The organism is Aquabacterium humicola (assembly GCF_030167915.1).
Taxonomy (GTDB): domain Bacteria; phylum Pseudomonadota; class Gammaproteobacteria; order Burkholderiales; family Burkholderiaceae_C; genus Pseudaquabacterium; species Pseudaquabacterium humicola.
Genome location: NZ_JARGNB010000006.1, coordinates 358111 through 379515 on the forward strand (window position 1 = coordinate 358111; position 21405 = coordinate 379515).

At 67.6% G+C, this 21405-nt stretch carries 15 protein-coding genes and 1 pseudogene; 10 read left to right on the plus strand and 6 right to left on the minus strand.

Annotation, left to right across the window (positions count from 1 at the left end; translation table 11 throughout):
* The first annotated feature begins 72 nt into the window (after nucleotides 1-72).
* A complete protein-coding gene (locus P1K89_RS24920; RefSeq protein ID WP_284619222.1) occupies nucleotides 73-492 on the plus strand; it encodes an MAPEG family protein in 420 nt (139 codons plus the stop codon).
* 16 nt (nucleotides 493-508) lie between these two features.
* On the opposite strand, the gene P1K89_RS24925 is transcribed toward P1K89_RS24920, so the two are convergent.
* The 3 genes from P1K89_RS24925 to P1K89_RS24935 all read right to left on the minus strand — a co-directional run bounded on the left by P1K89_RS24925 (nucleotide 509) and on the right by P1K89_RS24935 (nucleotide 4235).
* Nucleotides 509-1720, minus strand: a complete 1212-nt coding sequence (locus P1K89_RS24925; protein ID WP_284619223.1) for a patatin-like phospholipase family protein — start codon at nucleotides 1718-1720, stop codon at nucleotides 509-511.
* Nucleotides 1721-1858: 138 nt separating this feature from the next.
* The gene (locus P1K89_RS24930; RefSeq protein WP_284619224.1) at nucleotides 1859-2464 is read right to left on the minus strand and encodes a phasin family protein; all 606 of its coding nucleotides are present in this window, start codon (nucleotides 2462-2464) and stop codon (nucleotides 1859-1861) included.
* Nucleotides 2465-2624: 160 nt separating this feature from the next.
* Complete coding sequence (locus tag P1K89_RS24935; protein ID WP_284619225.1) at nucleotides 2625-4235, minus strand: phospholipase D family protein; 1611 nt, start codon at nucleotides 4233-4235, stop codon at nucleotides 2625-2627.
* Nucleotides 4236-4337: 102 nt separating this feature from the next.
* On the opposite strand from P1K89_RS24935, the gene P1K89_RS24940 reads away from it, so the two are divergent.
* The 4 genes from P1K89_RS24940 (at nucleotide 4338) to P1K89_RS24955 (ending at nucleotide 10394) form a co-directional block, all read left to right on the plus strand.
* Complete coding sequence (locus P1K89_RS24940; protein WP_284619226.1) at nucleotides 4338-5267, plus strand: hypothetical protein; 930 nt, start codon at nucleotides 4338-4340, stop codon at nucleotides 5265-5267.
* 212 nt (nucleotides 5268-5479) lie between these two features.
* Nucleotides 5480-7477, plus strand: a complete 1998-nt coding sequence (locus P1K89_RS24945) for an SDR family oxidoreductase (RefSeq protein ID WP_284619227.1) — start codon at nucleotides 5480-5482, stop codon at nucleotides 7475-7477.
* 353 nt (nucleotides 7478-7830) lie between these two features.
* Nucleotides 7831-9513, plus strand: coding sequence for an AAA family ATPase (locus P1K89_RS24950; RefSeq protein WP_284619228.1), 1683 nt, complete (start codon nucleotides 7831-7833; stop codon nucleotides 9511-9513).
* 11 nt (nucleotides 9514-9524) lie between these two features.
* On the plus strand, nucleotides 9525-10394 hold the full coding sequence (locus tag P1K89_RS24955; RefSeq protein WP_284619229.1) for a DNA adenine methylase: 870 nt from the start codon (nucleotides 9525-9527) through the stop codon (nucleotides 10392-10394).
* A gap of 257 nt (nucleotides 10395-10651) precedes the next feature.
* Here the strand turns inward: P1K89_RS24955 and P1K89_RS24960 are convergent, their stop codons facing one another.
* Complete coding sequence (locus tag P1K89_RS24960) at nucleotides 10652-12151, minus strand: AAA-like domain-containing protein (protein WP_284619230.1); 1500 nt, start codon at nucleotides 12149-12151, stop codon at nucleotides 10652-10654.
* A gap of 745 nt (nucleotides 12152-12896) precedes the next feature.
* On the opposite strand from P1K89_RS24960, the pseudogene dctP reads away from it, so the two are divergent.
* Nucleotides 12897-13224: pseudogene (gene dctP, locus P1K89_RS24965) on the plus strand (TRAP transporter substrate-binding protein DctP); the annotation flags it as partial.
* Between the two features lie 36 nt (nucleotides 13225-13260).
* On the opposite strand, the gene P1K89_RS24970 reads toward dctP, so the two are convergent.
* Both P1K89_RS24970 and P1K89_RS24975 read right to left on the minus strand, forming a co-directional pair.
* On the minus strand, nucleotides 13261-14550 hold the full coding sequence (locus P1K89_RS24970; RefSeq protein WP_284619231.1) for a lipase family alpha/beta hydrolase: 1290 nt from the start codon (nucleotides 14548-14550) through the stop codon (nucleotides 13261-13263).
* A gap of 74 nt (nucleotides 14551-14624) precedes the next feature.
* Nucleotides 14625-15080 (minus strand): GNAT family N-acetyltransferase, encoded by a 456-nt coding sequence (locus P1K89_RS24975; protein ID WP_284619232.1) that lies wholly within the window; start codon nucleotides 15078-15080, stop codon nucleotides 14625-14627.
* Between the two features lie 305 nt (nucleotides 15081-15385).
* Here P1K89_RS24975 and P1K89_RS24980 point away from each other — a divergent pair, with 305 nt between their 5' ends.
* The 4 genes from P1K89_RS24980 to P1K89_RS24995 all read left to right on the plus strand — a co-directional run bounded on the left by P1K89_RS24980 (nucleotide 15386) and on the right by P1K89_RS24995 (nucleotide 21379).
* Nucleotides 15386-18466 (plus strand): AAA family ATPase, encoded by a 3081-nt coding sequence (locus P1K89_RS24980; protein WP_284619234.1) that lies wholly within the window; start codon nucleotides 15386-15388, stop codon nucleotides 18464-18466.
* A 149-nt stretch (nucleotides 18467-18615) separates the two neighbouring features.
* On the plus strand, nucleotides 18616-19602 hold the full coding sequence (locus P1K89_RS24985; protein WP_284619235.1) for a TRAP transporter substrate-binding protein: 987 nt from the start codon (nucleotides 18616-18618) through the stop codon (nucleotides 19600-19602).
* Between the two features lie 11 nt (nucleotides 19603-19613).
* Complete coding sequence (locus tag P1K89_RS24990; RefSeq protein ID WP_439898032.1) at nucleotides 19614-20108, plus strand: TRAP transporter small permease; 495 nt, start codon at nucleotides 19614-19616, stop codon at nucleotides 20106-20108.
* Nucleotides 20105-21379: a TRAP transporter large permease gene (locus tag P1K89_RS24995; protein ID WP_284619236.1), complete on the plus strand. Its 1275-nt coding sequence runs from the start codon at nucleotides 20105-20107 to the stop codon at nucleotides 21377-21379. The genes P1K89_RS24990 and P1K89_RS24995 overlap by 4 nt, the downstream gene beginning before the upstream one ends.
* The last annotated feature ends 26 nt before the right edge of the window (nucleotides 21380-21405 follow it).

A 21405-nucleotide genomic window follows, 5' to 3' on the forward strand; every position in this document is an offset into this window, starting at 1 on the left:
CGTTCCGGCGCAGACCTGCGCCCAGGCGTGCGGCAAGACACAGTGCGCTCGCATCTGTTTCGGAGACTCTTGATGACCGCACCTGTCGCGCCGGACCTGCTCTGGCTCGCCGCCTCTTGCACGATGACCGCGCTGCTGTGGATTCCGTACGTCGCGAATCGCTTCAAGGAGCTCGGGCCGCCGGGTTGGCGCTGGTTCCCTGAACCCGATCCGCCGCCGCGCGCGCGCTGGGCCGAGCGGGCAATGCGCGCGCACGCCAACGCCGTCGAGAACCTGGTGGTGTTCGCGCCGCTCGCGCTGGCTGCACACGCGGTGCTGCCCGGCCAGCCGCTGCTGCTGGCAGCGAACCAGCTGTACTTCGCCGCCCGCGCGGCGCACTACCTGGTCTGCATCCTCGGCCTGCCGATCGTGCCGCGCACCATCGCATTCCTCGCCGGCGTCGCGGCGCAGCTGGCGCTGGCAGCGGGGCTGCTGGGCGGCGTCGCCGGCTGACGCCGCAGGGCGTTCTTCAGGCGCCCACCGGAGTTGCCAGCGCCAGCTCCAGGTCGTCCAGCACCTCATCCAGCTTCTTCAGCGGCCGCGCCAGCGCGGTGAAGCGCGTGCCGCGCGGCTCGACGAGGTGGCGGCGCGGATCGTCCAGCGCCGCGTCGTCGAGCGCGAGGCCGTGCTGCTGCAGCATCGCGCCGAGCGAGCTGCGGCGCGAGCGCAGGTCTTCGCGCGTCTTCTGGTACGCGTGCTCGGCGAGCTGGCGGCGCTGCGAGTAGCTGAGGATGTTCGCGAGGAACATCTCGGGGTCGCGCTGGTCGGGTTCCACCAGCACGATGTCGGTGTCCGGGTGCGAGGCCTCGTAGCCCTTCAGGCCGAGCTCCAGCCGCGAGTGGATCAACGTGCGGAAGGTCTGCGACAGCACCAGCGGCAGGCCGCCCTGCACGATGTGCGGGATGCGGCTGCCGCCTTCGAACAGGCGGTGGCGCGGCGCGTGCGACGCATCGAAGGGCACCAGCGGGTTCAGCGCCAGCAGCAGGTCCAGGCCTTCGTCGAGCAGCACGCGCGCGTGCAGCGTCTTCTTCAGCGCGCCGTCGACGTACCAGCGGCCGCCGATCGCCACCGGCGGGAACAGCCCGGGCAGCGCGGCGCTGGCGGCCACCGCGCGCGAGATCGGCACGTGGTCCCAGCCGGGCTGGCCGAAGGGCGCGGCTTCGCCGCTGTCGAGGTCGGTGGCCACCAGCACGACACGCTGCTTCAGCCGCCGGAAGTCGTTGCTGCGGCCGGCGGCCGAGAACACCTCGCGCAGCCGCGCTTCCAGCGGTGCGTGGCTGAACAGCCCCGTCGGCAGCGCGCGGCCCAGGCGTTCGATGGTCGCGATGAACGAGCGCCGGCCGAGCGCCAGCTGCCAGCCGGCCTGCGTGGTCAGCAGCGGCAGCGACAGCAGACGCGCGAGCAGTTCGCCGACGGCGGGGCGCACGAACAGCGTCGGGCTGACGACGTCGGTGGCGACGGCCGGATCGTTCTCGATGAAGGACGCGCAGAGCGCGCGCGGCCGCATGCCGTTGGCCAGGGCCGCGGCGATGAAGCTGCCGGCCGACACGCCGACGTAGCCGTCGAGGTTCGTGAAGTCGAGGCCGGGGATGGCCTCTTCCAGCGCGCACAGCGCGCCGATCTCCCAGGTGGCACCGAGCGGGCCGCCGCCGGCCAGCGCCAGGCCGATGCGGCTGCGCATCGGGCCCGACCGGCCCTTGCGGGGGCGCGCGCCGGACGCCGTGGCGCGAAGCACCTCCGAGGAGCGCGCGGGACGATGAAAAAAGGGCGCCACGGCGGCGCCCTTGGTCCTGCGCATCGTCTGCGAGCGAGAAATGGTTTACTCCGCGGCGGCCGTCGTGGCGGCGGCCGTCTTGCGGGCGGCGCGGCGCTTGGCGGCCGGCTTGGCGACGCCGTTGGCTTCGGCGGCCTTGGCGGCCTTGCGCGGGGCGCGCGGCGCCTTGGCGGCGGCCTTCGGGGCTGCCTTGGCGCGCGGCGCCTTCGGGGCCTCGACCTTGCCGCCGAGCTTGGCGACAGCGGCGGCCAGCGCTTCGACGCGCTCGGTCAGCGCGGCGACGTCCTTGGCGGTCGGCACGCCCATCTTGTTCATCGCGCGGGCGGTGCGCTCCTCGAAGATGGTCTCGAGCTTGTCCCACTGCGCGTTGGCCTTGCCGCCGACCTCGCGGGCCATCGCGCTCATGTTGCCGGCCACGTCGCCGAGCTTTTCGCTGGCCACGGCCTGTGTCTTGCGATGCAGGCTCTGGCCTTCCTTCATCAGCGTGTCGAACACCTTGGTGCCTTCGTTCTGCGCCTTGGCGAACGCGCCCAGTCCGGCGAGCCAGATCTGCTGGGCCGACGCCTTGATCGTATTGGCGAGCTGGCTGTCGAGCAGGCTGGCAGGCGACGTTGCCTTCTTGTCGGCCATCTTCTGGAGCTTCTTGACCATGGTGCGTTCCTTCGCTGCGGATGATTCGGGTGACAGGCGGGGCGGTTCGTGGACCACCTCTGTGGGACAGCAGTGTAGGCAGCGCCGTTCGAGGTGGCAGCCTAAATCGCTAGGGCGGGTGCCCTAGGGGAACCCCCTGGAAAAACCGCCGGCGAAACGTCTAGAGCAGCTCTTCCGGCACCAGCGGGCTCAGCAGCCACAGCTTGAAGCGCAGCCAGGGCGTGCTGTCGGGTTCTTCGTCGAGCACGACGTCGCCTTCTTCGTCGGTGCCCAGCCACTCCAGGCCGTTGCCGTTGGCCTTGAAGCGCACGCGGTAGGCGCTTTGCAGGCGGTCGAGGTCGATCACGCGCTGCAGCTCGCGCGCCAGCGCGGGGCTGTCGATCACCGCGCCGAGCTCGGTGTTGATGGTGGCCGAACGCGGGTCGAAGTTCATCGAGCCGATGAACGAGATGCGCTTGTCCACCACCGCCAGCTTCGCGTGCAGCCGGCCCAGGCTTTCGCCGAAGTGGAACAGCCGCTTGTTGCGCTTCACGCGCTGGTTCGACAGCTCGTACAGCTCGACGCCCATGCGCAGCATGTCCGGCCGGTAGCGGCTGTAGCCCAGGTGCACCACCGGTTCGTCGGTGGAGCCGAGCGAGTTGGTCATCACGCTGACCTTCACGCCGCGCCCGCGCAGCTCGCGGAAGAACTGCATGCCGGTGGGTCCGGGGATGAAGTAGGGCGACGAGATCACCACCTCGCTCTTGGCCTGCTTCATCGCCTCCAGCACGTTGTAGGTCACGCTGGTCTCGAGCAACTCGCCGCCCACCGAGCCGTCGAAGGGCTTGTCGGGATGGTCGGCGAAGACGTAGCCCTCGCCCCAGATCAGCCCGAGGCGGCCGTCTTCGAGGTCGTCGCCCACCGGGCCGTAGCCGAGGATGTCGTTCGGCGGCAGCGGCGGCGGCGGCGGGGTCTTCGCCGGGCCGGTGATGTCGTCGAAGTAGGCGCGCAGCGCGGCGGCGTCCATCGAGGTCTTCGCGATTGCGTCGTAGGGGTACACCGCGTCGCTGTTCCAGTAGCGGTCGAACAGCGCCGCCAGCGGCTCGATCACCTTGCCGACGACGAAGGCGTCGAGGTCGACGAAGTTGTCGGTCTCGCCGCGCAGGTAGTACTCGTTGGCGATGTTGCGCCCGCCGATCACCGCGGCGATGCCGTCGGCGACGAAGAGCTTGTTGTGCATGCGGTGGTTCACCCGGCCCCAGTCGCCGATCGACGCCAGGAAACGCGTGCTCTGGCCCGAGCCGCGCGCGCAGCAGAACGGGTTGAACAGGCGCACCTGCACGTTCTTGTGCGCCGCGAAGGCCAGGAACAGCTCGTCGTGGCCGCCGGTGTAGAAGTCGTCGACCAGCAGGCGCACGCGCACGCCGCGCTCGGCCGCGTCGCGCAGCGCGCGCAGCAGCCAGCGGCCGGTTTCGTCGCCTTCGAAGTGGTAGTACTGGACGTCCAGCGACACCTGCGCGCGGCGCGCCAGCTGCACCCGCGTGTCCAGCGAGAACGAGCCCAGCGGCATGAGCCGGAAGCCCGAATGCGCATCCGGCCCCGGCGTGGAGTTGGCGACGATCTTCGACAGCGTGGTGGCGGGCGACGCCGGGATCGCCTCGCTGGCGATCTTCGCGCGGTCGATGGCCGGCAGCGCGGTGGCGCAGCCGCCGAGCAGGAGCACCAGCAGCAGCGGCGTCAGCAGACGCAGCAGCCATGGCGGCGGATCGGGCAGGGCGGCAGACAGGCGCATGGCAGGACCGGAGAGGCGATCGAGGCGGATTCTCGCCACGAACGCAGGCTTCGTGCAGTGGCATCGACCCCGGTTCGTCGCGCGGACCGCACAATGCCTTGCATGGTGCAGTCGGCAGCGCATCGGCGGCGGGTGCTCGCGGGCATCGGCGCCGTGCTGCTCGTGCCGATGTGGCCGGCCTCGGTGCGCGCCCAGCCGGTGATCGCCGAGCTGCAGGCCGGCGGCGCGCGCATCGAGCTGCAGTTCGCCGAAGGCTTCGACGCCGCGCTGCGCCAGCGCGCGACGCGCTGGGTGGAGCGGGCGCTGGTCGCCATCGTCGGCTACTTCGGCCGCTTTCCGCTGACGGAGGTCGAGCTACTGGTGCAGCCGGTGGCCGGCGCCGGCGTGCGCCACGGCACCGCCTTCGGCCATCCGGCGCCCTATGTGCGGCTGCGCGTGGGCACGGACACCACGACCGCGCAGTTCGACGACGACTGGGTGATGGTGCACGAGTTCGTGCACCTGGCCGTGCCGCGCGTGCCGCGCCGGCAGAGCTGGCTGCAGGAAGGCCTGGCCACCTACGTCGAGGGCATCGCCCGCGTGCGCGCCGGGCAGCTGGACGCCGCGGCGATGTGGCACGGGCTGCAGCGCGACATGCCGCAGGGCCAGCCGCAGGCCGGCGACGCGGGCCTGGACCACACGCCCACCTGGGGCCGCACCTACTGGGGCGGCGCGTTGTTCAGCCTGCTGGCCGACGTGCAGATCCGCCGCCGCAGCGGCGTGCAGCGCGGCCTGGAGCATGCGCTGCGCGGCGTGCTGGCCGCCGGCGGCAGCTACGCCGACGCCTGGGACCTGCCGCGCATCCTGGCGGTCGGCGATGCGGCGATCGGCCAGCCGACGCTGGAAGAGCTGTACGCGCTGATGAAGGACTGCCCGGCGCCGATCGACCTGGCCGGGCTGTGGGCGGATCTCGGCGTGGTGGCGCGCGGGCCCACCGTCGAGTTGCGCGACGACGCGCCGCTGGCCGCGGTGCGGCGGGCGATCGCGGGCTGAATCGCCGCCGTGGCCCGCCAGGCGCCGCGTGGGCGCGATGGCCGCCTGACGGGGCCGGACTGGTTCGGTCGGCGCACAAAAGCGCTTGCGGCGCCGCAACACCCTCGGGTTACCGCGCAACGGACCCCCCGCGGCATTGCCTAAGATCGGGCGCCAAGAACGTCTTGCCGCACCCCGTTCGCGGCTTCAGCCCCTGCCCCTGGAGGAGTTCCATGCACTATTTCGTCACCGGCGCCACTGGTTTCATCGGCAAGCGCCTTGTCAAGGCGTTGTTGGCCCGGCGCGGCTCGACGGTGTCTTTCCTGGTCCGCGAGGGCAGCGAAGGCAAGCTTGCCGACCTGTACAAGTTCTGGGGCGTCAACAAGACGCGCGCCGTGCCGGTCACCGGCGACCTGACGGCGAAGAAGCTCGGCGTGGCCAGCGACGACATCAAGGCGCTGAAGGGCCAGGTGGATGGCGTCTACCACCTGGCGGCGGTGTACGACCTGTCGGCCGACGAAGAAAGCCAGGTGCTGGTGAACGTCGAGGGCACGCGCAACATGTGCGAGTTCGCGAAGGCCATCGACGCCAAGCACGTACACCACGTGTCGTCGATCGCCGCCGCCGGCATGTACGAAGGCGTGTTCCGCGAGGACATGTTCGACGAGGCCGAAGGCCTGGACCACCCGTACTTCATGACCAAGCACGAGAGCGAGAAGATCGTGCGCAAGGAGTGCAAGGTGCCGTGGACGGTGTACCGCCCGGCGATGGTGGTGGGCGACTCCACCACCGGCGAGATGGACAAGATCGACGGCCCGTACTACTTCTTCAAGCTGATCCAGCGCATGCGCCAGATCCTGCCGCCGTGGATGCCGGCGGTGGGCCTGGAAGGCGGCCGCGTCAACATCGTGCCGGTGGACTTCGTCGTCGCCGCGCTCGACCACATCTCGCACACCGTCAAGGACCTGAAGGGCAAGTGCTACCACCTGGTCGACCCGGTGGGTTACCGCGTTGGCGACGTGCTGGACATCTTCAGCAAGGCCGCGCACGCGCCGAAGATGAACCTCTTCGTCAACGCCGCACTGCTGGGCTTCATTCCGAAGAGCGTGAAGAAGGGCCTGATGGCGCTGGCGCCGGTGCGCCGCGTGTACCACGCGGTGATGAAGGACCTCGGCCTGCCCGAGGACATGATGAACTTCGTCAACTACCCGACGAGGTTCGACTGCCGCGAGACACAGAAGGCGCTGGAGGGCTCCGGCATCGCCTGCCCGAACCTCCGGGACTACGCGTGGCGCCTGTGGGACTACTGGGAACGCCACCTCGACCCCGACCTCTTCATCGACCGCAGCTTGAAGGGCACCGTCGGCGGCAAGGTGGTGCTGGTGACCGGCGGCTCGTCCGGCATCGGCCTGGCGGCGGCGATGAAGTTCGCCGAGGCCGGCGCCATCACCATCATCTGCGCGCGCGGCGAGGACAAGCTGGCCGAGGCGGTGAAGGAGATCAAGGCCTTCGCCGGCAAGGACGCCAAGGTGTTCAGCTACTCGGTGGACATCGCCGACGAGCAGGGCTGCGCAGAATTCGTCAAGACGCTGGAAGAAGAGCACGGCGGCGTCGACTTCCTCATCAACAACGCCGGCCGCTCCATCCGCCGCGCGATCGAGAACAGCTACGAGCGCTTCCACGACTTCCAGCGCACGATGGACCTGAACTACTTCGGCTGCCTGCGCATCACGATGGGCCTGCTGCCCGGCATGGTGAAGAAGCGCAAGGGGCACGTGGTGAACATCAGCTCCATTGGCGTGCTGACCAATGCGCCGCGCTTCTCGGCGTATGTGGCCTCGAAGGCGGCACTGGACGCGTGGACGCGCTGTGCATCGAGCGAGTTCAGCGACCAGGGCATCACCTTCACGACCATCAACATGCCGCTGGTGCGCACGCCGATGATCGCGCCGACGAAGATCTACCAGAACGTGCCGACGCTGGCGCCGGAAGAGGCGGCGGACATGATTGCGGAGGCTTGTGTGTACAAGCCGGTGCGGATTGCGACTCGACTCGGCATCACCGGACAGGTGCTGCACGCGTTTGCGCCGAAGGTGGCGCAGATCGTGATGAACACGACGTTCCGGATGTTCCCGGATTCGGAAGCGGCGAAGGGGGAGAAGGGGGAGAAGGCGAAGTTGTCGGCGGAGGCGATGGCGCTGCAGCAGATGATGCGGGGGATCCATTTCTGACAGGTGACGGACGCGCGGGGCGCGTCGTCCCTGTTGTGCGCGTTGGATGCGACAGCGCTAGCGCGCTGCGCATCAACTTGCACGAGGCCCGCGCTGACGCGCGGGCTGCGGCGCGCGGGGCGCGCCTGTGGGTGGCTGCTTTGCAGCGTGAGCCGTCACTGGCATCGCGGTGCCGCATGACTGCTCCTCGCGAAACGCCGTCCTCGGAGTTGACCTACTTTCGCGGACCTCGAAATCCAAGCCCCAACCGCTTCTCTGGAGCGAGGCAGTTCCACCTCTACCTTTGCCATGTAGGACAATGACACCCATAAGGCCTGACTCACGGCAGCAGGCCGTCTATGCAGGGATATGGCATGGCGACCGTGAACAAAAAGATCAGACTTGCATCCTTGGAGTTCAGCGCGTCACCGTTCCGCAAGCTGCGCGGGTTCAAGATTGACTTCGCCGAGCGGCTGACGATCGTTGCCGGTCACAACGGCATTGGCAAATCGACGATCCTTGGATTGGTGGCGAACACGTTCGGCCTCACGGGATCCAGCGACCCCAAGAGCTACGCGGGCGATCCGTTCTACGCGAACGTAGAGCGCATCGTCTACTTGGCATTGGCCGAAGTCGGACCTGCGCAAGCGAGTCCGTCCGAAGCGCCAGTGGTGTCGGCGAACGTCTACGGCATGTCAATGCGGAAGCGATGCTCAATGACGCAGCGGAGCCAGTGGCAGCGTGCCCGCATCGTGCCGCGCACCATCGAACCTAAAGACGACGACGCGGTCGGGCCAGACGCGAAGATTCCACTGCCGACCCTTTACCTCGGCATCCGCCGGCTCGCGACCATCGGCGAGGCGAGCGAAAAGGAAGTCCAGGTTGGCGCGCTGGACATGCATGTCGATGACCGCCAGGTCATGGTCGATTTCGCCAACGCCGTCATGCTGGGCATCACTGTCACGCCCGACGTGACCTTGCAGAGCATAAAAGGATCGCTGAAGAGGACCGCACAACCCGGCTATCCCGACCACGAGGCCCTTGCGGTATCGCTCGGGCAGGACAGTCTCGGAAGCATCGGCACGGCGCTAGCGTCGTTCAATCGTCTGAAACGGGAAATGGGGGACAACTATCCGGGCGGATTGCTGGTTATCGACGAAATCGACGCCGGGTTCCATCCACACGCGATCGACCGGCTGGTGACTGCCCTCAAGGCACAAGCCCGACGCCTAGATCTTCAGATTGTCGCGACCACGCACTCACCCCGCATGATCGAAGCAGTGCATCCTGAGGGACGAGGAAACATGCGTGCCCCAGACAAGGTGGTCTATCTGATCGACACGCGGCGGCCGCGACTCGCGGAGAACCAATCACTAGCCGCCATCCTGAGCGACATGGCGCTGAGAGACGATGAGCCGCCGAGCAAGCCCGTACTGTGTGCCTACTTTGAGGACGAGGAGGGGATGCAGTTCTTCGATGCGCTATTTCCGCGCGCGAAGCGAGCCGGTCTTGGCCGTCGCCTTGGCGTTCAGATCAAGCTCATTGCTCTGGGCGTCGGCGGCTCGCACCTGATCGGCCTTCCCAGCAAGGATCCGATCTTCAAAGACCGCGTGCTCGTCGTCGATGCCGACACGACGATCCCCAATGCGGCCGCGGAGCGTGGCAACGCGATTAAGCTTCCATGCGCCGTCGGAGCGCGGGGCAAGGCCCGGTCACCGGAGAACACCATTCGGCTCTTTTTGCGCGGAGTTGTCGAAGCGCAAGGCGGGCCTCTGCACGACGCCATTCATGGATTCACGGTCACCAATCCAAGCACGGACAGGCTTCTCGCCACCTTTTTCGACAATGGAGCCGGAACCAGCGACGAACGGGAAAGCACGAAGGCTTGGTGGATCGCGATGTGGAAGAAGTTGAAGAGCTGGGGTGTGCTTGAAGTCTGGGCGACCTTGCACGCAGCAGAGGTGGAAGAATTTCGTCGCGCGTTCGAAGCTGCGTGCACCGTTACGGCAACGCGGGTTAAGTTGACGGCTCTGTCCAGCGCCAAGAGCAACGTCTAGAAAACCCGGCCATGTATTCCAACACTCTCTACACCCCTCTGCGCTATCCGGGTGGCAAGGCGCGATTCGCACCGCTCATCGCGGATGTCATTCATTCGAATGCACTGACGGGCGGCCACTACATGGAGCCTTACGCGGGTGGCGCCGGCGTCGCGCTCATCCTGCTCTTCGACGGGCACGTCTCACAAGTGCATATCAACGACGCCGATCCTGCTGTTGCAGTCTTTTGGCGTGCCGTCACGGCCAAGTCGTCAAGCATGGCCGACATGGTCGCAAACGAGCCCGTCAACATTGATGCCTGGCATCACTGGCGATCCGTCATGCTGGGACAAACGCAAGCCACGGAACTCGAACGGGGCTTTGCGACGCTGTTCATGAATCGGACAAACCGCTCCGGGATCCTCATGGGCGGCATCATCGGCGGCAAAGGTCAGTCGGGGCCGTACAAGCTTGACGCCCGCTTCATGCGCGATCAACTGTGCGAGCGCATCGAGCGCATCGGCAAGCATGCGGCCGCGATCAAAGTCTATGAGGAGGATTCGCGTGCACTGCTGACAAGGTGTCATACATTTCTACCCCCAAACTCGTTGGTCTACCTCGATCCGCCGTACTACGTTAAGGGCTCGGACCTATACCGCAATTTCTACACGCACGGCGACCACGAGCGCATAGCCAAATTGTTGGCGAGCACGCGGTTCCGGCGTCCATGGATTGTCTCGTATGACAACGTCGTCGAGATTCGCGCAATGTACGAATACGCGCGGTCGTTCGACTATGGGCTCAACTACACGGCCCAGCGCCGCTATGTCGGTGCCGAAGTCATGTTTTTCAGCGACCGGTTGCTACTGCCGACCGAGGTCACCACCAAGAGCGCTGCATAGTGAAAGTTCGGTGGTGTTGTCGACACGAGATCGGACGCCGAGAGGCGTGAGGCGCAGATGGCTCAAAGGAGTGCCGCGTTCGTGGCGCTCTGCATATGGTTGTGAATATCGTGGTGCCTGCTATGAGCGGGGGCTACGACGCACGGGCTTGAGCTGAGGTGGAAAGGGTGCCATCGCATGCGAAGTGCGCTTAGCCGGCGCATGGCATTTGCTTCCTCGCCCTTTGACAATGCGGCAGCCAAGGCCGCTCTGGGCGCCTACTTTCCGAATGCAACTCGGAATAGCGCATTCGCGAACCAGAAGCGTCCGTGATCGTCCTCGTGAACTAGCCCCAACTCAAGCAACTTAGAAAATTGACGACCTTGACGTTCGTACTCTGCACCGTCGGTGAACCCGGCAAGCGCCGCAGTCGCCTCGGGATCTGAGTCAAGCTGGTGACGCAAGGTCATCAGCGGCATGGCGAAGTGTCCGATGTAGGTTCTCGGATCGCTGGAAATTGACTCCAACGAGATGTTGGCGGTAAGGGTCACATGAATCGCTTGCTGCGCAAGGTAGGGATGACCACCGCAGATATTCCAGAGCGCCTCTAAGTTCGCTGGATCGTGCAGCGCCGGAAAGACGGCAAGAAGTGCACTCAGTTCTTCACGATCTAGGGGCTCAATCCGAAAGTGGAATCCAATGTTAAAGGGAGAACGATGTGAATAGCCGTCTTCTAGTCTTACCGGATGCTCGTAGCAGCCAAAGAGGAGTTTGATCGTTGCCCGTCTATCCCTTTGCTCGCGGACGCGGACACTGTCATCGAGGAGCCCGCGCAGTGTGCCCAAGACCGGTTCTGCATCCTCCAGGCGTCTGATGTAGTCAAACTCGTCGAGCGCAACAATTGTTGGGCCGGCGACGTTGCGGAACAAGCGACGGAAATAGCGCGTCGCTAGGGGAAGGCTCTCCGAGAGTTGTTCAAAACTGGGCGGCCCGTCGTAGTAAATCCCTTGATCAGAAAGTTCGTCCGCTATCGCTGCCAGGAATTGAGCGGCATCCGCTGCGCCTAGCGTGGAGCAATCGATTCGCGCGGTTTGAACGCCTTTCGCCCTCGCGACGTGCAACGCGCGGCCAATCATTGACGACTTCCCCATTTGACGGGGCCCCCAAACCGATAAGGCTGTAGTCGAATTCTCAAAGAGGCGGACGTGCAGCGATTCTTCTTGGTGACGAACCACATACAATGGAGAATCTTGGGGAACTGAGCCGCCGAGCTGAACTGATGACGTCGGTTTCGCAGACTCCTCGATACTTCTTGCGGCGGTCTGGTCCGCGCTCGCGTCGATATGCCGCCGTGCCGCATTTAGGTCGATGCTACGCAATACTTCCTCGGCGTGGGCCTCCGTCGTTCCAATCCGGGCGTCAACGAACTTCAGTCTGGCCAAAGTCAGTGGTACACGGCAGGAATCAGTCACTACTGGGATGATCGAGCGCGCGGCGGCGTCGGGATCTCGATGCAGCGAAGAAGTCCATTCGAGGGTGACCCAACGACTCCCCAGTGCCTCGGCCGAGAGCACTAATACGACATGCCTGCTCTGCGCTAACGCAACTTCGATCGTGTGAACGACATCGTCACCCGGCAATACACAGTCCTCATCGAAGAATACACTCAGTGCCCGACTTCTAAGAGCGCTGACGAGTTCGCGAGCGTATGGCTTCTGCGCACCGTTGTGGCTAAGGAATATGTGAAAGGCATACGTGGCTGTGTTGAATTCATACACGTTTCGATCCCTTCGAACGCTGCTGCCGGACTATCGCTTCGCGATCGAGCCGCCGACCATGTGAATGACGTCGCCGATCAATTTTGAGTCCATTCTCACTTCCAGAACGGCATCTTCGCCATCGGAGAGCCTCGCGTCGCAAGGCAGGTGCCGCCACAAGGCGAATCCCGTCTCCCACGTTCTCACGGGCGTGTGCGGCGCGCTCGGGCCAGCGCCGAAGCGGCGCCGAAGGCATCGATCAGGTGCTCCATGCTGTCAGGGGTGCAGTACTCCAGGCCTGCGACGAGAGCCCCTTCATCGCTGCCCGAGGGGTGGCGACATCGGCACTTCTAGCATCGCGATCTCCAGGCTGGCGAGCAGGGCGGACAGCTCTGCGTCATCCGAAGGGTCGTCGGCGTCAGGCCTCATCGGTGGCGTCGCCCTCGACGCACCGCTTCAGATCCGACCGCGCGTTCAAGTTCAGAGGTTCTCATTGCTGTTCGCTCCCCAACCTTGGCGGTGTCGGCGCAGTATCGGGCGCCCGTGGCCGCCGCGGCAAGGTGAGCTCCGGACGTGTGGCCCGAAAACACCGTTGCATCGCCGCCGGCCGCAACGGGCCTCCGCGCGCACCGCTTCATCGCCGTCTGGGCCAGGGCGGCGGCGAGGCGCGGGAGGGTGTTCATCGGGGTGGGCTCCGGAGCGGGTGGGCGAGGTGTGTTTTTAGCGGACCATCGGGCGTTTCCGGCCCCGCGCGTGCCCTGATGCGATCAGCATCTCGGTGGCGCAGAACTCGCACCACGGCATCGGCATCGACACCTTCGCAAAGGAGGTCGAGAAGCGCACCCCCGGGCGGTACAAGGTGCAGACCTACTATTCCGGATCGCTCGGCGGCGAGCGCGAGAGCATCGAGGCGGTGCAGATCGGCACCCAGGAGCTGACTTCACCTCCACCGGCCCGGTGCCCAATTTCATGCCCGCATCCTCGGCATCCCTTTCCTGCTCCGCGACAAGGCGCGTGCCCGCGCGGTGCTCGACGGCCCGATCGGGCAGGACATGCTGAAGGCCTTCGAGCCCAAGGGCTTCAAGGCGCTGGCCTGAGGCGAGAACGGCGTGCGGGTGTGTGGCCGAAACCTACTGCCGCAGCACCCGCCCTGACCGCCCACCCGTCCCCAGCAGCTCATTGACCAGTTGATGCACCGCCGGATTCTCGAGAACGCTCATGTGATCGTCGTCGAATCCGCGCAGCGTGCTCGCCTGGGCCTGCGCCTCGGGGCGCAGCTGGCTGGCCAGCGGAATGACGCCGTCCCCGCTGCCGCGACGCAAGCCGGACTCGTTGCGGAAGCTGAACAGCAGGTGATGCTCGACATCACCCGGCAAGGGCTCGTCGAAGAGGTGGTCGAGAAAGGGCGATCCGGGTGCCAGGTTTCGCCACACCGGCACCACCACCGGCGCATACGCCACACCGAGCCCGGCGGTGGCTTCGCCCGAGAACGGCGTCGAGATGGAGATGAACTGGCGCAGGTAGCCGCAGGTGCGGCCCCGCGCGCACTCGGCGACGAACTCCCGGCCGACCAGGCCGCCCATGCTGTGGGCGACGACGTGCAGTGAGCTGAAGGCGTGGCGCAGGCGCAGTTCGGCCATCAGGCCGACGAGGCCATCCCCCAGTGCCCGCAGGTCGAGTCCCGAGGGGTAGTGCATCACCCAGGGCTGGAAACGGCGGCGGTCGAGTGCGCGGATCAAGTCCGTGAAGTCGCGTGGCGTTCCGTTGATGCCGGGAATGAACAGCACCGGCGTGCGCGCGGCATCGTAGGGCTCGAGGAAGAAGATGCCGGCGTTGCCCTGCTTCATGAAGCGCACCGGCTCCCAGACGCCCATCTCCGCGGCCGCAGGGGAGAAGCGCTCGTCCTCCAGCGTCGCCAGCTGCCCCATCTGCACATCGACGCGGCCGAGCGTGGCGCCGCGCAACTCGAACAGGTTGAGCATGCCGGGCGGTGCCGGCCGCACGAGCGGCCCGCCGAGACGCAAGGCGATGTCCGTCGCGGTCAGGCCCTCGAAACGCGTGCCGGCCAGCTCGTGCCATGCCGCCGGCTCCCCCGGCTGGTAGGAGAAGTCGCGGTTCGTGTCCTGGAAGGCGAACAGATGCCTCGATTCGCGCAGGGCGGCGATGCGGAAGCTGCCGCTGCGCTCGAAGACGCGGAAGTTGTGGACCACCGGCGGGGACTCGTCGCCCAGCACGACAACGATCAGCGGGCACTCCGCACAGGTCGGGGCCTCGAGGTTCCCTTCGAGGATGCGCAGCCGTTCGCGCGTCTCGCGCGTGTCGGCAGACAGGCGCAGCAGGTTGGTGCAGCCGGCCAGCAGCGCGATGCCGATCAGCGCCAGCAGCCAGCCGCAGCGGCGCTGACATGCCGTGCGACGCATGCCGGGGAACGGCTGCCAGGCGGGGTGTTCGATCTGGCTTTCCAGAGTTGGCAGCCAGTGCATTGCTTCCGCCGTCACGGCTCACGCACGAAGCCGAGCGATTCGTACAGCAACCTCGCAGGCTCGTTGTCGATCGTGACGACCAGACGCAGCTCGGTCTCACCGCTCTGACGCAACAGGTGCATCGATCGTTCGAGCGTCGCGCGCGCGAGCCCTTGCCGGGCAAAGGCCGGATCGGTCATCGTGAACGCCACGAAGGGCCGTTCCTGCCAGTGCGTGACCAGTGTGGCGCTGACCAGCCGTCCCGATCGCTTCGCAACGGTCGAATGGGCAGGATCGAAAGCCCCGTATTCGCCGACGAAAGTCCTGCGCACCTCGGCGAGCGCCTCTTCCGCGGTCTCGCCGTCGTAGTCGATCGTGCCGGCATAAGCCCGGTACATCAAGCCGCCCAATGCATCGACGTCGTCCTCGGTGGGGCGGCGCAGCCCGGCGAGCTCGGTCGCGGGGATGTCCCGCAGCAGCGCGCGCATGGAGCAGCGGTGAACGGGCTGTGGCATGGATGGTCTCGACGTCGCCCCGACGCCCTTCGGCACCGGACCGATTTTCTCGCCATGGAGTGGGTGCCACGCAGTATCGGCACGATGCGTCGCACTGGCAATGCAGGCGCACGCCCCGGCGAGCCAGGTCCGCTGCGGGCGTGCGGCGCTAGACTGGTGCGATGGTGCGATGCCCCGCGTGCGGCGCCGACTGCCCGGCCCAGTTCAGGCTGTGCGGGCAGTGTGGAACCCCGCTCGCCACCGCCGGGCCGGATGCGCCGCACGAGGTCCGACGGACCGTGACGGTCGTCTTCACCGACCTCAAGGGCTCCACGGCGCTCGGCGAACGGCTGGATGCCGAATCGCTGCATGCCGTCAAGAAGCGCTACTTCGCGGCCATGGCCGCCGAGATCCGGCGCCACGGCGGCAAGGTGGAGAAGTACATCGGCGACGCGATCATGGCGGTGTTCGGCCTGCCGCGTGCGCACGAGGACGACGCGCTGCGCGCGGTGCGGGCAGCCGACGCCATGCGCTCGGCGCTGGCGCAGGTCAACGCCGCGCTCCAGCGCAGCCACGGCGTGGAGTTGCGCAACCGCACCGGGGTGAACACCGGCGAGGTGGTGGCCAACATCGATCCCACCGCCCACGAGGAGCTCGCCACCGGCGACGCGGTGAACGTGGCCGCGCGGCTGGAACAGGCCGCTCCCGACAACGGCGTGCTGATCGGCGAGCTCACGTTCCGTCTGGTGTGCGACGCGGTCATCGCCGAGCCGGTGACGCCGATCGAGGCCAAGGGCAAGAGCGCGCCGGTGCCGGCGTGGCGGCTCGTGGGCCTGCGTGCGGCGGAAGGCAGCCTCCGGCGCATCGACACGCCGGTGGTGGGGCGCGATGCCGAGCTGGCGTCGCTCGACGAGGCCGTGCGCGAGGTCACGCTGCAGCGCTGCGCGCGCATGGTGACGGTGATCGGCGATGCCGGCGCGGGCAAGTCGCGCCTGGTGATCGAGCTTATCCGGCGCCTGGACGCCCGCGTGCAGGTCGTTCGCGGCCGCTGCCTGCCCTATGGCGACGGCATCACGTTCTGGCCGCTCACCACGATGCTGCGCGAGGCCGCGCAGATCCACGACGGCGACAACCCCGAGGCCGCGCGCACGAAGCTGCTGGCGCTGGTCGGCGAGCACGACGTTGCCGAACGGCTCGCGTCGGCAACGGGTTCGAGCGCATCCACGTTCCCGCTCGCCGAACTGGTCTGGGCCGCGCGCAAGTTCCTCGAAGGCCTGGCCGCACGCGGACCGCTGGTGGCGGTGGTCGACGACATCCACTGGGCGGAAGCCGCGTTCCTCGAACTGATGGAGCATGTGCTCGACGCATCGGCCGGCGTGCCGATGCTGTTGCTGGCCACCGCGAGGCCGGAACTGCTGGACGCGCGTCCGCCATGGGGTGAACGGCCCGGATCGGCGCGCCTGATGCTCGGGCCGCTCGCGCCGGAGGCGTCGGCCCAGATCGTGAGGCACCTCACCGGCACGGCGGGCCTGGGCGATGACGTGGTGGCGCGCATCGTCGCTGCGGCCGACGGCAACCCGCTCTACGTCGAGCAGTTGCTCGCCTGGCTGATCGACCGCGGCACCCTCACGCCGAACGACGGGCGCTGGCATCGCGGCGATCTGCAGGCGCCGGTGCCGGTGCCGCCCACCATCCAGGCGCTGCTGCAGGCCCGCCTCGATGCGTTGAGCCGCGACGAACGGGCCACCGCCGAGCCGGCATCGGTGATCGGCCTGGAATTCGAGTCGCGTGGCATCGCATCGCTGGTGCACGTCGAGGACCCGGCCGTGGTCGATGCCCGGCTCGCCAGCCTCGCCAGCAAGCGGCTGATCGACCCGTGGGCCCGGGCGGGCGCGGACCCGGTGTACCGTTTCCACCATCACCTGCTGCGCGAGACGGTGTACCACTCGATGCTCAAGCGCACGCGAGCGGACCTGCACATCGCGTTCGTGCGCTGGGCCGACGCGCTCGATCCCGACGGGGACCGCGCCTTCGAGCACCAGGAGGTGCTGGGCTTCCACCTGGAGCAGGCCAGCCGCTTCCTGCGCGAGCTGGGCCCGCTCGACGAGGCCGGCCACGCGGTGGCCGCCGACGCGGCACGCCGGCTCGGCGACGCCGGCCGGCGCGCCTACCTGCGCGGCGACATGCATGCCGCGACCAACCTGTTCCAGCGCGCCGGAAACCTGGTGCCGCCGCTGGACGCCGGGCGGCTCGCGCGATTGCCGCTGCTGGCCGAATGCCTGGTCGACAGCGGCGACTTCGATGCGGCAAGCGCGGTGCTCGACGAAGCGGTGGCCGGCGGCGAGCAGCTGGGCGATGCGGTGCTCGTGACCTGGGCGCGGCTGAACGGCATGTTCGTGCGGCTGTACCGCGGCGAGCAGGCCGACTGGTCTGCCGAGGCGCTGCGCATGGCCGAGGCGGCCGTGCCGATGCTGGAAGCCGCCGGCGCCGTCGACGTGCTGGCCCGCGCATGGCGCCTGATGGCCTTGGCGCACGGGGTGTCCGGCCGCTACCGGCTCGCCGGCGAGGCGACCGTGCACTACGCCGCCGCGGCGCGGGCCGCCGGCAACGAGCGGCTGATGGCACGCAGCGCGCTCGGCTTGTCGATGAACGCCCAGTACGGTCCGATGCCGGCCGCGGAGGCGATCGCGGTGTGCGAGGACGCGCTGGCCCGGAACATCGGCGATCGCGTCAGCGAGAACCTGGTGTGCTGCGTCATCGCGCAGATGAAGGCCATGTGCGGCGACTTTGCCGCCGCACGCGCGCTGTTGCACGATGCGCGCGCCCGTCTGCGCGAGCTCGGGCAGGGCGTGTTCCTGGCGTCGACGGCGATCGATGTCGCGCGTGTCGAGTTGCTGGCGGGCGACCTGGCCGGCGCCGAGCGCGCGGTGCGCGCCGACCACGACTTCCTGGCCGGCAAGGGCGAGTCGTACTACCTGCCCACGGTGGCTGCGCTGCTCGCGTGCCTGGTGCGCGAGCAGGGCCGAGACGAGGAGGCGCTGGCGCTGCTCGACGCCGCCGAACGGATCGCCAGTGCGGACGACCACGAGGCGCAGGCGCTGTGCCGGCTGGTCCGGGCGCCGATCGTGGCGCGCGCGGGCGACCTGCCGCAGGGCGAGGCCCTGGCGCGCGCTGCCATCGAGCTGGCCGCGCGCACCGAAGGCCCCATCCTGCAGGCGGAGGCCTGCTGGGCGCTCGGGCAGGTGCTCGCGCTGGCCGGCCGCCAGGACGAAGCACTGGCCAGTGCCGCCCAGGCCCGGGCGCTGTACGCCGCCAAGGGCGACGTGGTGTCGACGGCGCGCCTCGATGCGTTCGTGTCCAGCGCGGCGGGTTGGTCCTGATCCGCTCATTTGGTGAGTTAGGTACGCCGTCGAACGCTGCGATGGCCCTGGCACGGGCGCGAGCACCCCGCATCAGGGCTGCCCCGGGGGCACAACGCGCGCAGCTCCGCTAAAAACACAGGTCGCCCACCCGCTCCGGAGCTCACCCGATGAACACGCTCACGCGCCTCGCCGCCGCCCTGTCGCTGCCTGCCGTCCTGGCCCTCGCCCCGGCCACCCCGGTGCTCGCCCAGACGTCGATGAAGATCAGCATCTCGGTGGCGCAGAACTCGCACCAGGGCATCGGCATCGACACCTTCGCCAAGGAGGTCGAGAAGCGCACCGCCGGGCGCTACAAGGTTCAGACCTTCTATTCGGGATCGCTCGGCGGCGAGCGCGAGAGCATCGAGGCGGTGCAGCTCGGCACGCAGGAGCTGACCTTCACCTCCACCGGCCCGGTGCCGAACTTCGTGCCCGAGGCGCGCATTCTCGACATCCCGTTCCTGTTCCGCGACAAGGCGCATGCGCGTGCGGTGCTCGACGGCCCGATCGGGCAGGACATGCTGAAGGCCTTCGAGCCCAAGGGCTTCAAGGCGCTGGCCTGGGGCGAGAACGGCGTGCGCCACATGACCAACAGCAAGCGGGCGGTGAATTCGCCCGACGACCTGAAGGGCCTGAAGATGCGCACGATGGAGAACCCGGTGCACGTGGCGGCGTACAAGGGCTTCGGCATCATCACCACGCCGATGGCCTTCCCGGAGGTGTTCACCGCGCTGCAGCAGGGCACGGTGGACGGCCAGGAGAACCCGCTGTCGGTGATCATGGCGGCCAAGTTCGACCAGGTGCAGAAGCACCTGAGCCTGACCGGTCACGTCTACAGCCCGGCGATCTTCCTGATGAACAAGGCCAGCTTCGACAAGCTGTCCGCCGCCGACCAGGCCGCGTTCATCGAGGCCGCGAAGGAAGCCGTGAAGGCCAACCGCGCCCGCGTGGACGAGGACGACGCCAAGGGCGTGGCCGAGCTGCGCAGCAAGGGCATGCAGGTGGTCGAGAACGTCGACAAGGCCAAGTTCCAGGCCGCGCTGACGCCGGTGTACGCGCAGTTCGAGCAGCAGTTCGGCAAGGCCAACATCGACAAGATCCGGAACTTCCGTTGAGCGCCGGCGGCGTGCGCGGCGCCATCCTGCGCTTCGAGCACTACGCCACCGCGCTGGCCACCACGGGCGCCTGCGCGATGCTGGTCATCGCGTCGGCGCTCGGCATGTGGCAGATCGTCACCCGCTTCATCATCGAGCGGCCCGCCGAGTGGACCGAGGTGCTGATCCGCTTCAGCCTGATCTGGATGGTCTTCCTCGGCATCCCGCTCGCGTTCCGCATCGGCGCGATGGTCAGCGTGGACGTGCTGTACCGCTGGAGCGGGCAGCGCCTGCGCCGCGTGCTGGATACGCTGGTGTCGCTGGCCGCGCTGGGGCTGGTGTTGGTGATCATCGTGGTGGGCTGGGACTACGCCCGCCGCGGCAGCGTGCAGAGCGTCATCGGCCTCGAGGACGTCTCGATGTTCTGGGCCTACCTGGCCATGCCGGTGGGCGGCGTGTTCTGCGTCGTCGCGATCGTCGGCCACTGGCTCGACCCGCAGCGCATGGAGCTGGAGACCGCGCAATGACCACCGCGATGGTCCTGACGATGGTGCTGTGCTTCGCGCTCACCATCTCGGTGGCGGTGTCGATCGGGCTGGCGGCGCTGGTGGGCATCCAGGTCAGCCACGTCAACATGCTGGTCTCGGTCAAGGAGATGTTCTCCTCGATCAACAAGTTTCCGCTGGCGGCGATTCCGTTCTTCATCCTCGCCGGCAACCTGATGGAGACGGGCGGCATCAGCCGGCGGCTGGTGGAGTTCGCGAAGAGCCTGGTCGGCGGCGTGCAGGGCGGCCTGCCGATGACCTGCGTGCTGACCTGCATGATCTTCGCCGCGGTGTCGGGCTCCAGCGTGGCCACCACCTTCGCCATCGGCGCCATCCTGATCCCGGCGCTGATCAAGCACGGCTACCCGACGAGCTGGGCCGCCGCGCTGCAGGCCAGCAGCGCCGAGCTGGGCGTGATCATCCCGCCGTCGATTCCGATGATCCTGTACGGCGTGGCGGCCGAGGTGTCCATCGGCGAGCTGTTCATCGCCGGCTTCGGCCCGGGCCTGTTGATCGGCGGCGCGCTGATGGGGTTCGTCTGGCTGTGGTGCAAGCGCAAGGGCTGGGGCAAAGCCGATGGCGAGGGGCGGCTGCCGGTGGGCCGGGCCACCTGGCAGGCCGGCTGGGCGCTGCTGATGCCGGTGATCATCCTGGGCGGCATCTACGGCGGCATCTTCACGCCGACCGAGGCGTCGGCGGTGGCGGTGTTCTACGCGCTGGTGGTGGGCATGCTCATCTACCGCGAGATCCGCCTCGCCGACCTGGTCGCGATCCTGAAGAAGTCGGTGATCTCGTCGTCGGTGATCATGTTCGTCATCGCCAACGCGGGCCTGTTCGCGTACCTGATCACCCGCGCCGGCGTGCCCGAGGCCATCGGCCTGTGGCTGAAGGAGGTGCTGCAGAGCCCGGCCCTCTTCCTGCTGGGCGTGAACGCGGCGCTGTTCATCATCGGCATGTTCATCGAGACCAGCGCCGCCATCATCGTGCTGGCGCCCATCCTCGCGCCGGTGGCGCAGTTCTTCGGCATCGACCCGGTGCACTTCGGCATCGTGATGGTGGTGAACCTGGCGCTGGGCATGATCACGCCGCCCTTCGGCGTCAACCTGTTCGCGGCCTGCACCGTCGCCCGCATCTCGCTGGACCGCATCGTCACCCAGCTGGTGCCCTTCGTGCTGGTGGTGCTGGGCTGCCTGATGGTGATCACCTACGTGCCGGGCCTCGCGCTGTTCCTGCGCGATGCGGTGTACCGCTGAGCGCAGGACGCTGACGGCGGACGGCG

What these genes read in the sequence shown, in the direction of transcription:
- P1K89_RS24945 (WP_284619227.1), top strand. Translation starts at nt 5,480, where the DNA reads ATGCACTATTTCGTCACCGGCGCCACTGGTTTCATCGGCAAGCGCCTT.
- P1K89_RS24950 (WP_284619228.1), top strand. Translation starts at nt 7,831, where the DNA reads ATGGCGACCGTGAACAAAAAGATCAGACTTGCATCCTTGGAGTTCAGC.
- P1K89_RS24970 (WP_284619231.1), bottom strand. Translation starts at nt 14,550, where the DNA reads ATGCGTCGCACGGCATGTCAGCGCCGCTGCGGCTGGCTGCTGGCGCTG.
- P1K89_RS24995 (WP_284619236.1), top strand. Translation starts at nt 20,105, where the DNA reads ATGACCACCGCGATGGTCCTGACGATGGTGCTGTGCTTCGCGCTCACC.
- P1K89_RS24935 (WP_284619225.1), bottom strand. Translation starts at nt 4,235, where the DNA reads ATGCGCCTGTCTGCCGCCCTGCCCGATCCGCCGCCATGGCTGCTGCGT.
- P1K89_RS24985 (WP_284619235.1), top strand. Translation starts at nt 18,616, where the DNA reads ATGAACACGCTCACGCGCCTCGCCGCCGCCCTGTCGCTGCCTGCCGTC.
- P1K89_RS24955 (WP_284619229.1), top strand. Translation starts at nt 9,525, where the DNA reads ATGTATTCCAACACTCTCTACACCCCTCTGCGCTATCCGGGTGGCAAG.
- P1K89_RS24975 (WP_284619232.1), bottom strand. Translation starts at nt 15,080, where the DNA reads ATGCGCGCGCTGCTGCGGGACATCCCCGCGACCGAGCTCGCCGGGCTG.
- P1K89_RS24940 (WP_284619226.1), top strand. Translation starts at nt 4,338, where the DNA reads ATGGTGCAGTCGGCAGCGCATCGGCGGCGGGTGCTCGCGGGCATCGGC.
- P1K89_RS24925 (WP_284619223.1), bottom strand. Translation starts at nt 1,720, where the DNA reads ATGCGCAGCCGCATCGGCCTGGCGCTGGCCGGCGGCGGCCCGCTCGGT.
- P1K89_RS24930 (WP_284619224.1), bottom strand. Translation starts at nt 2,464, where the DNA reads ATGGTCAAGAAGCTCCAGAAGATGGCCGACAAGAAGGCAACGTCGCCT.
- P1K89_RS24920 (WP_284619222.1), top strand. Translation starts at nt 73, where the DNA reads ATGACCGCACCTGTCGCGCCGGACCTGCTCTGGCTCGCCGCCTCTTGC.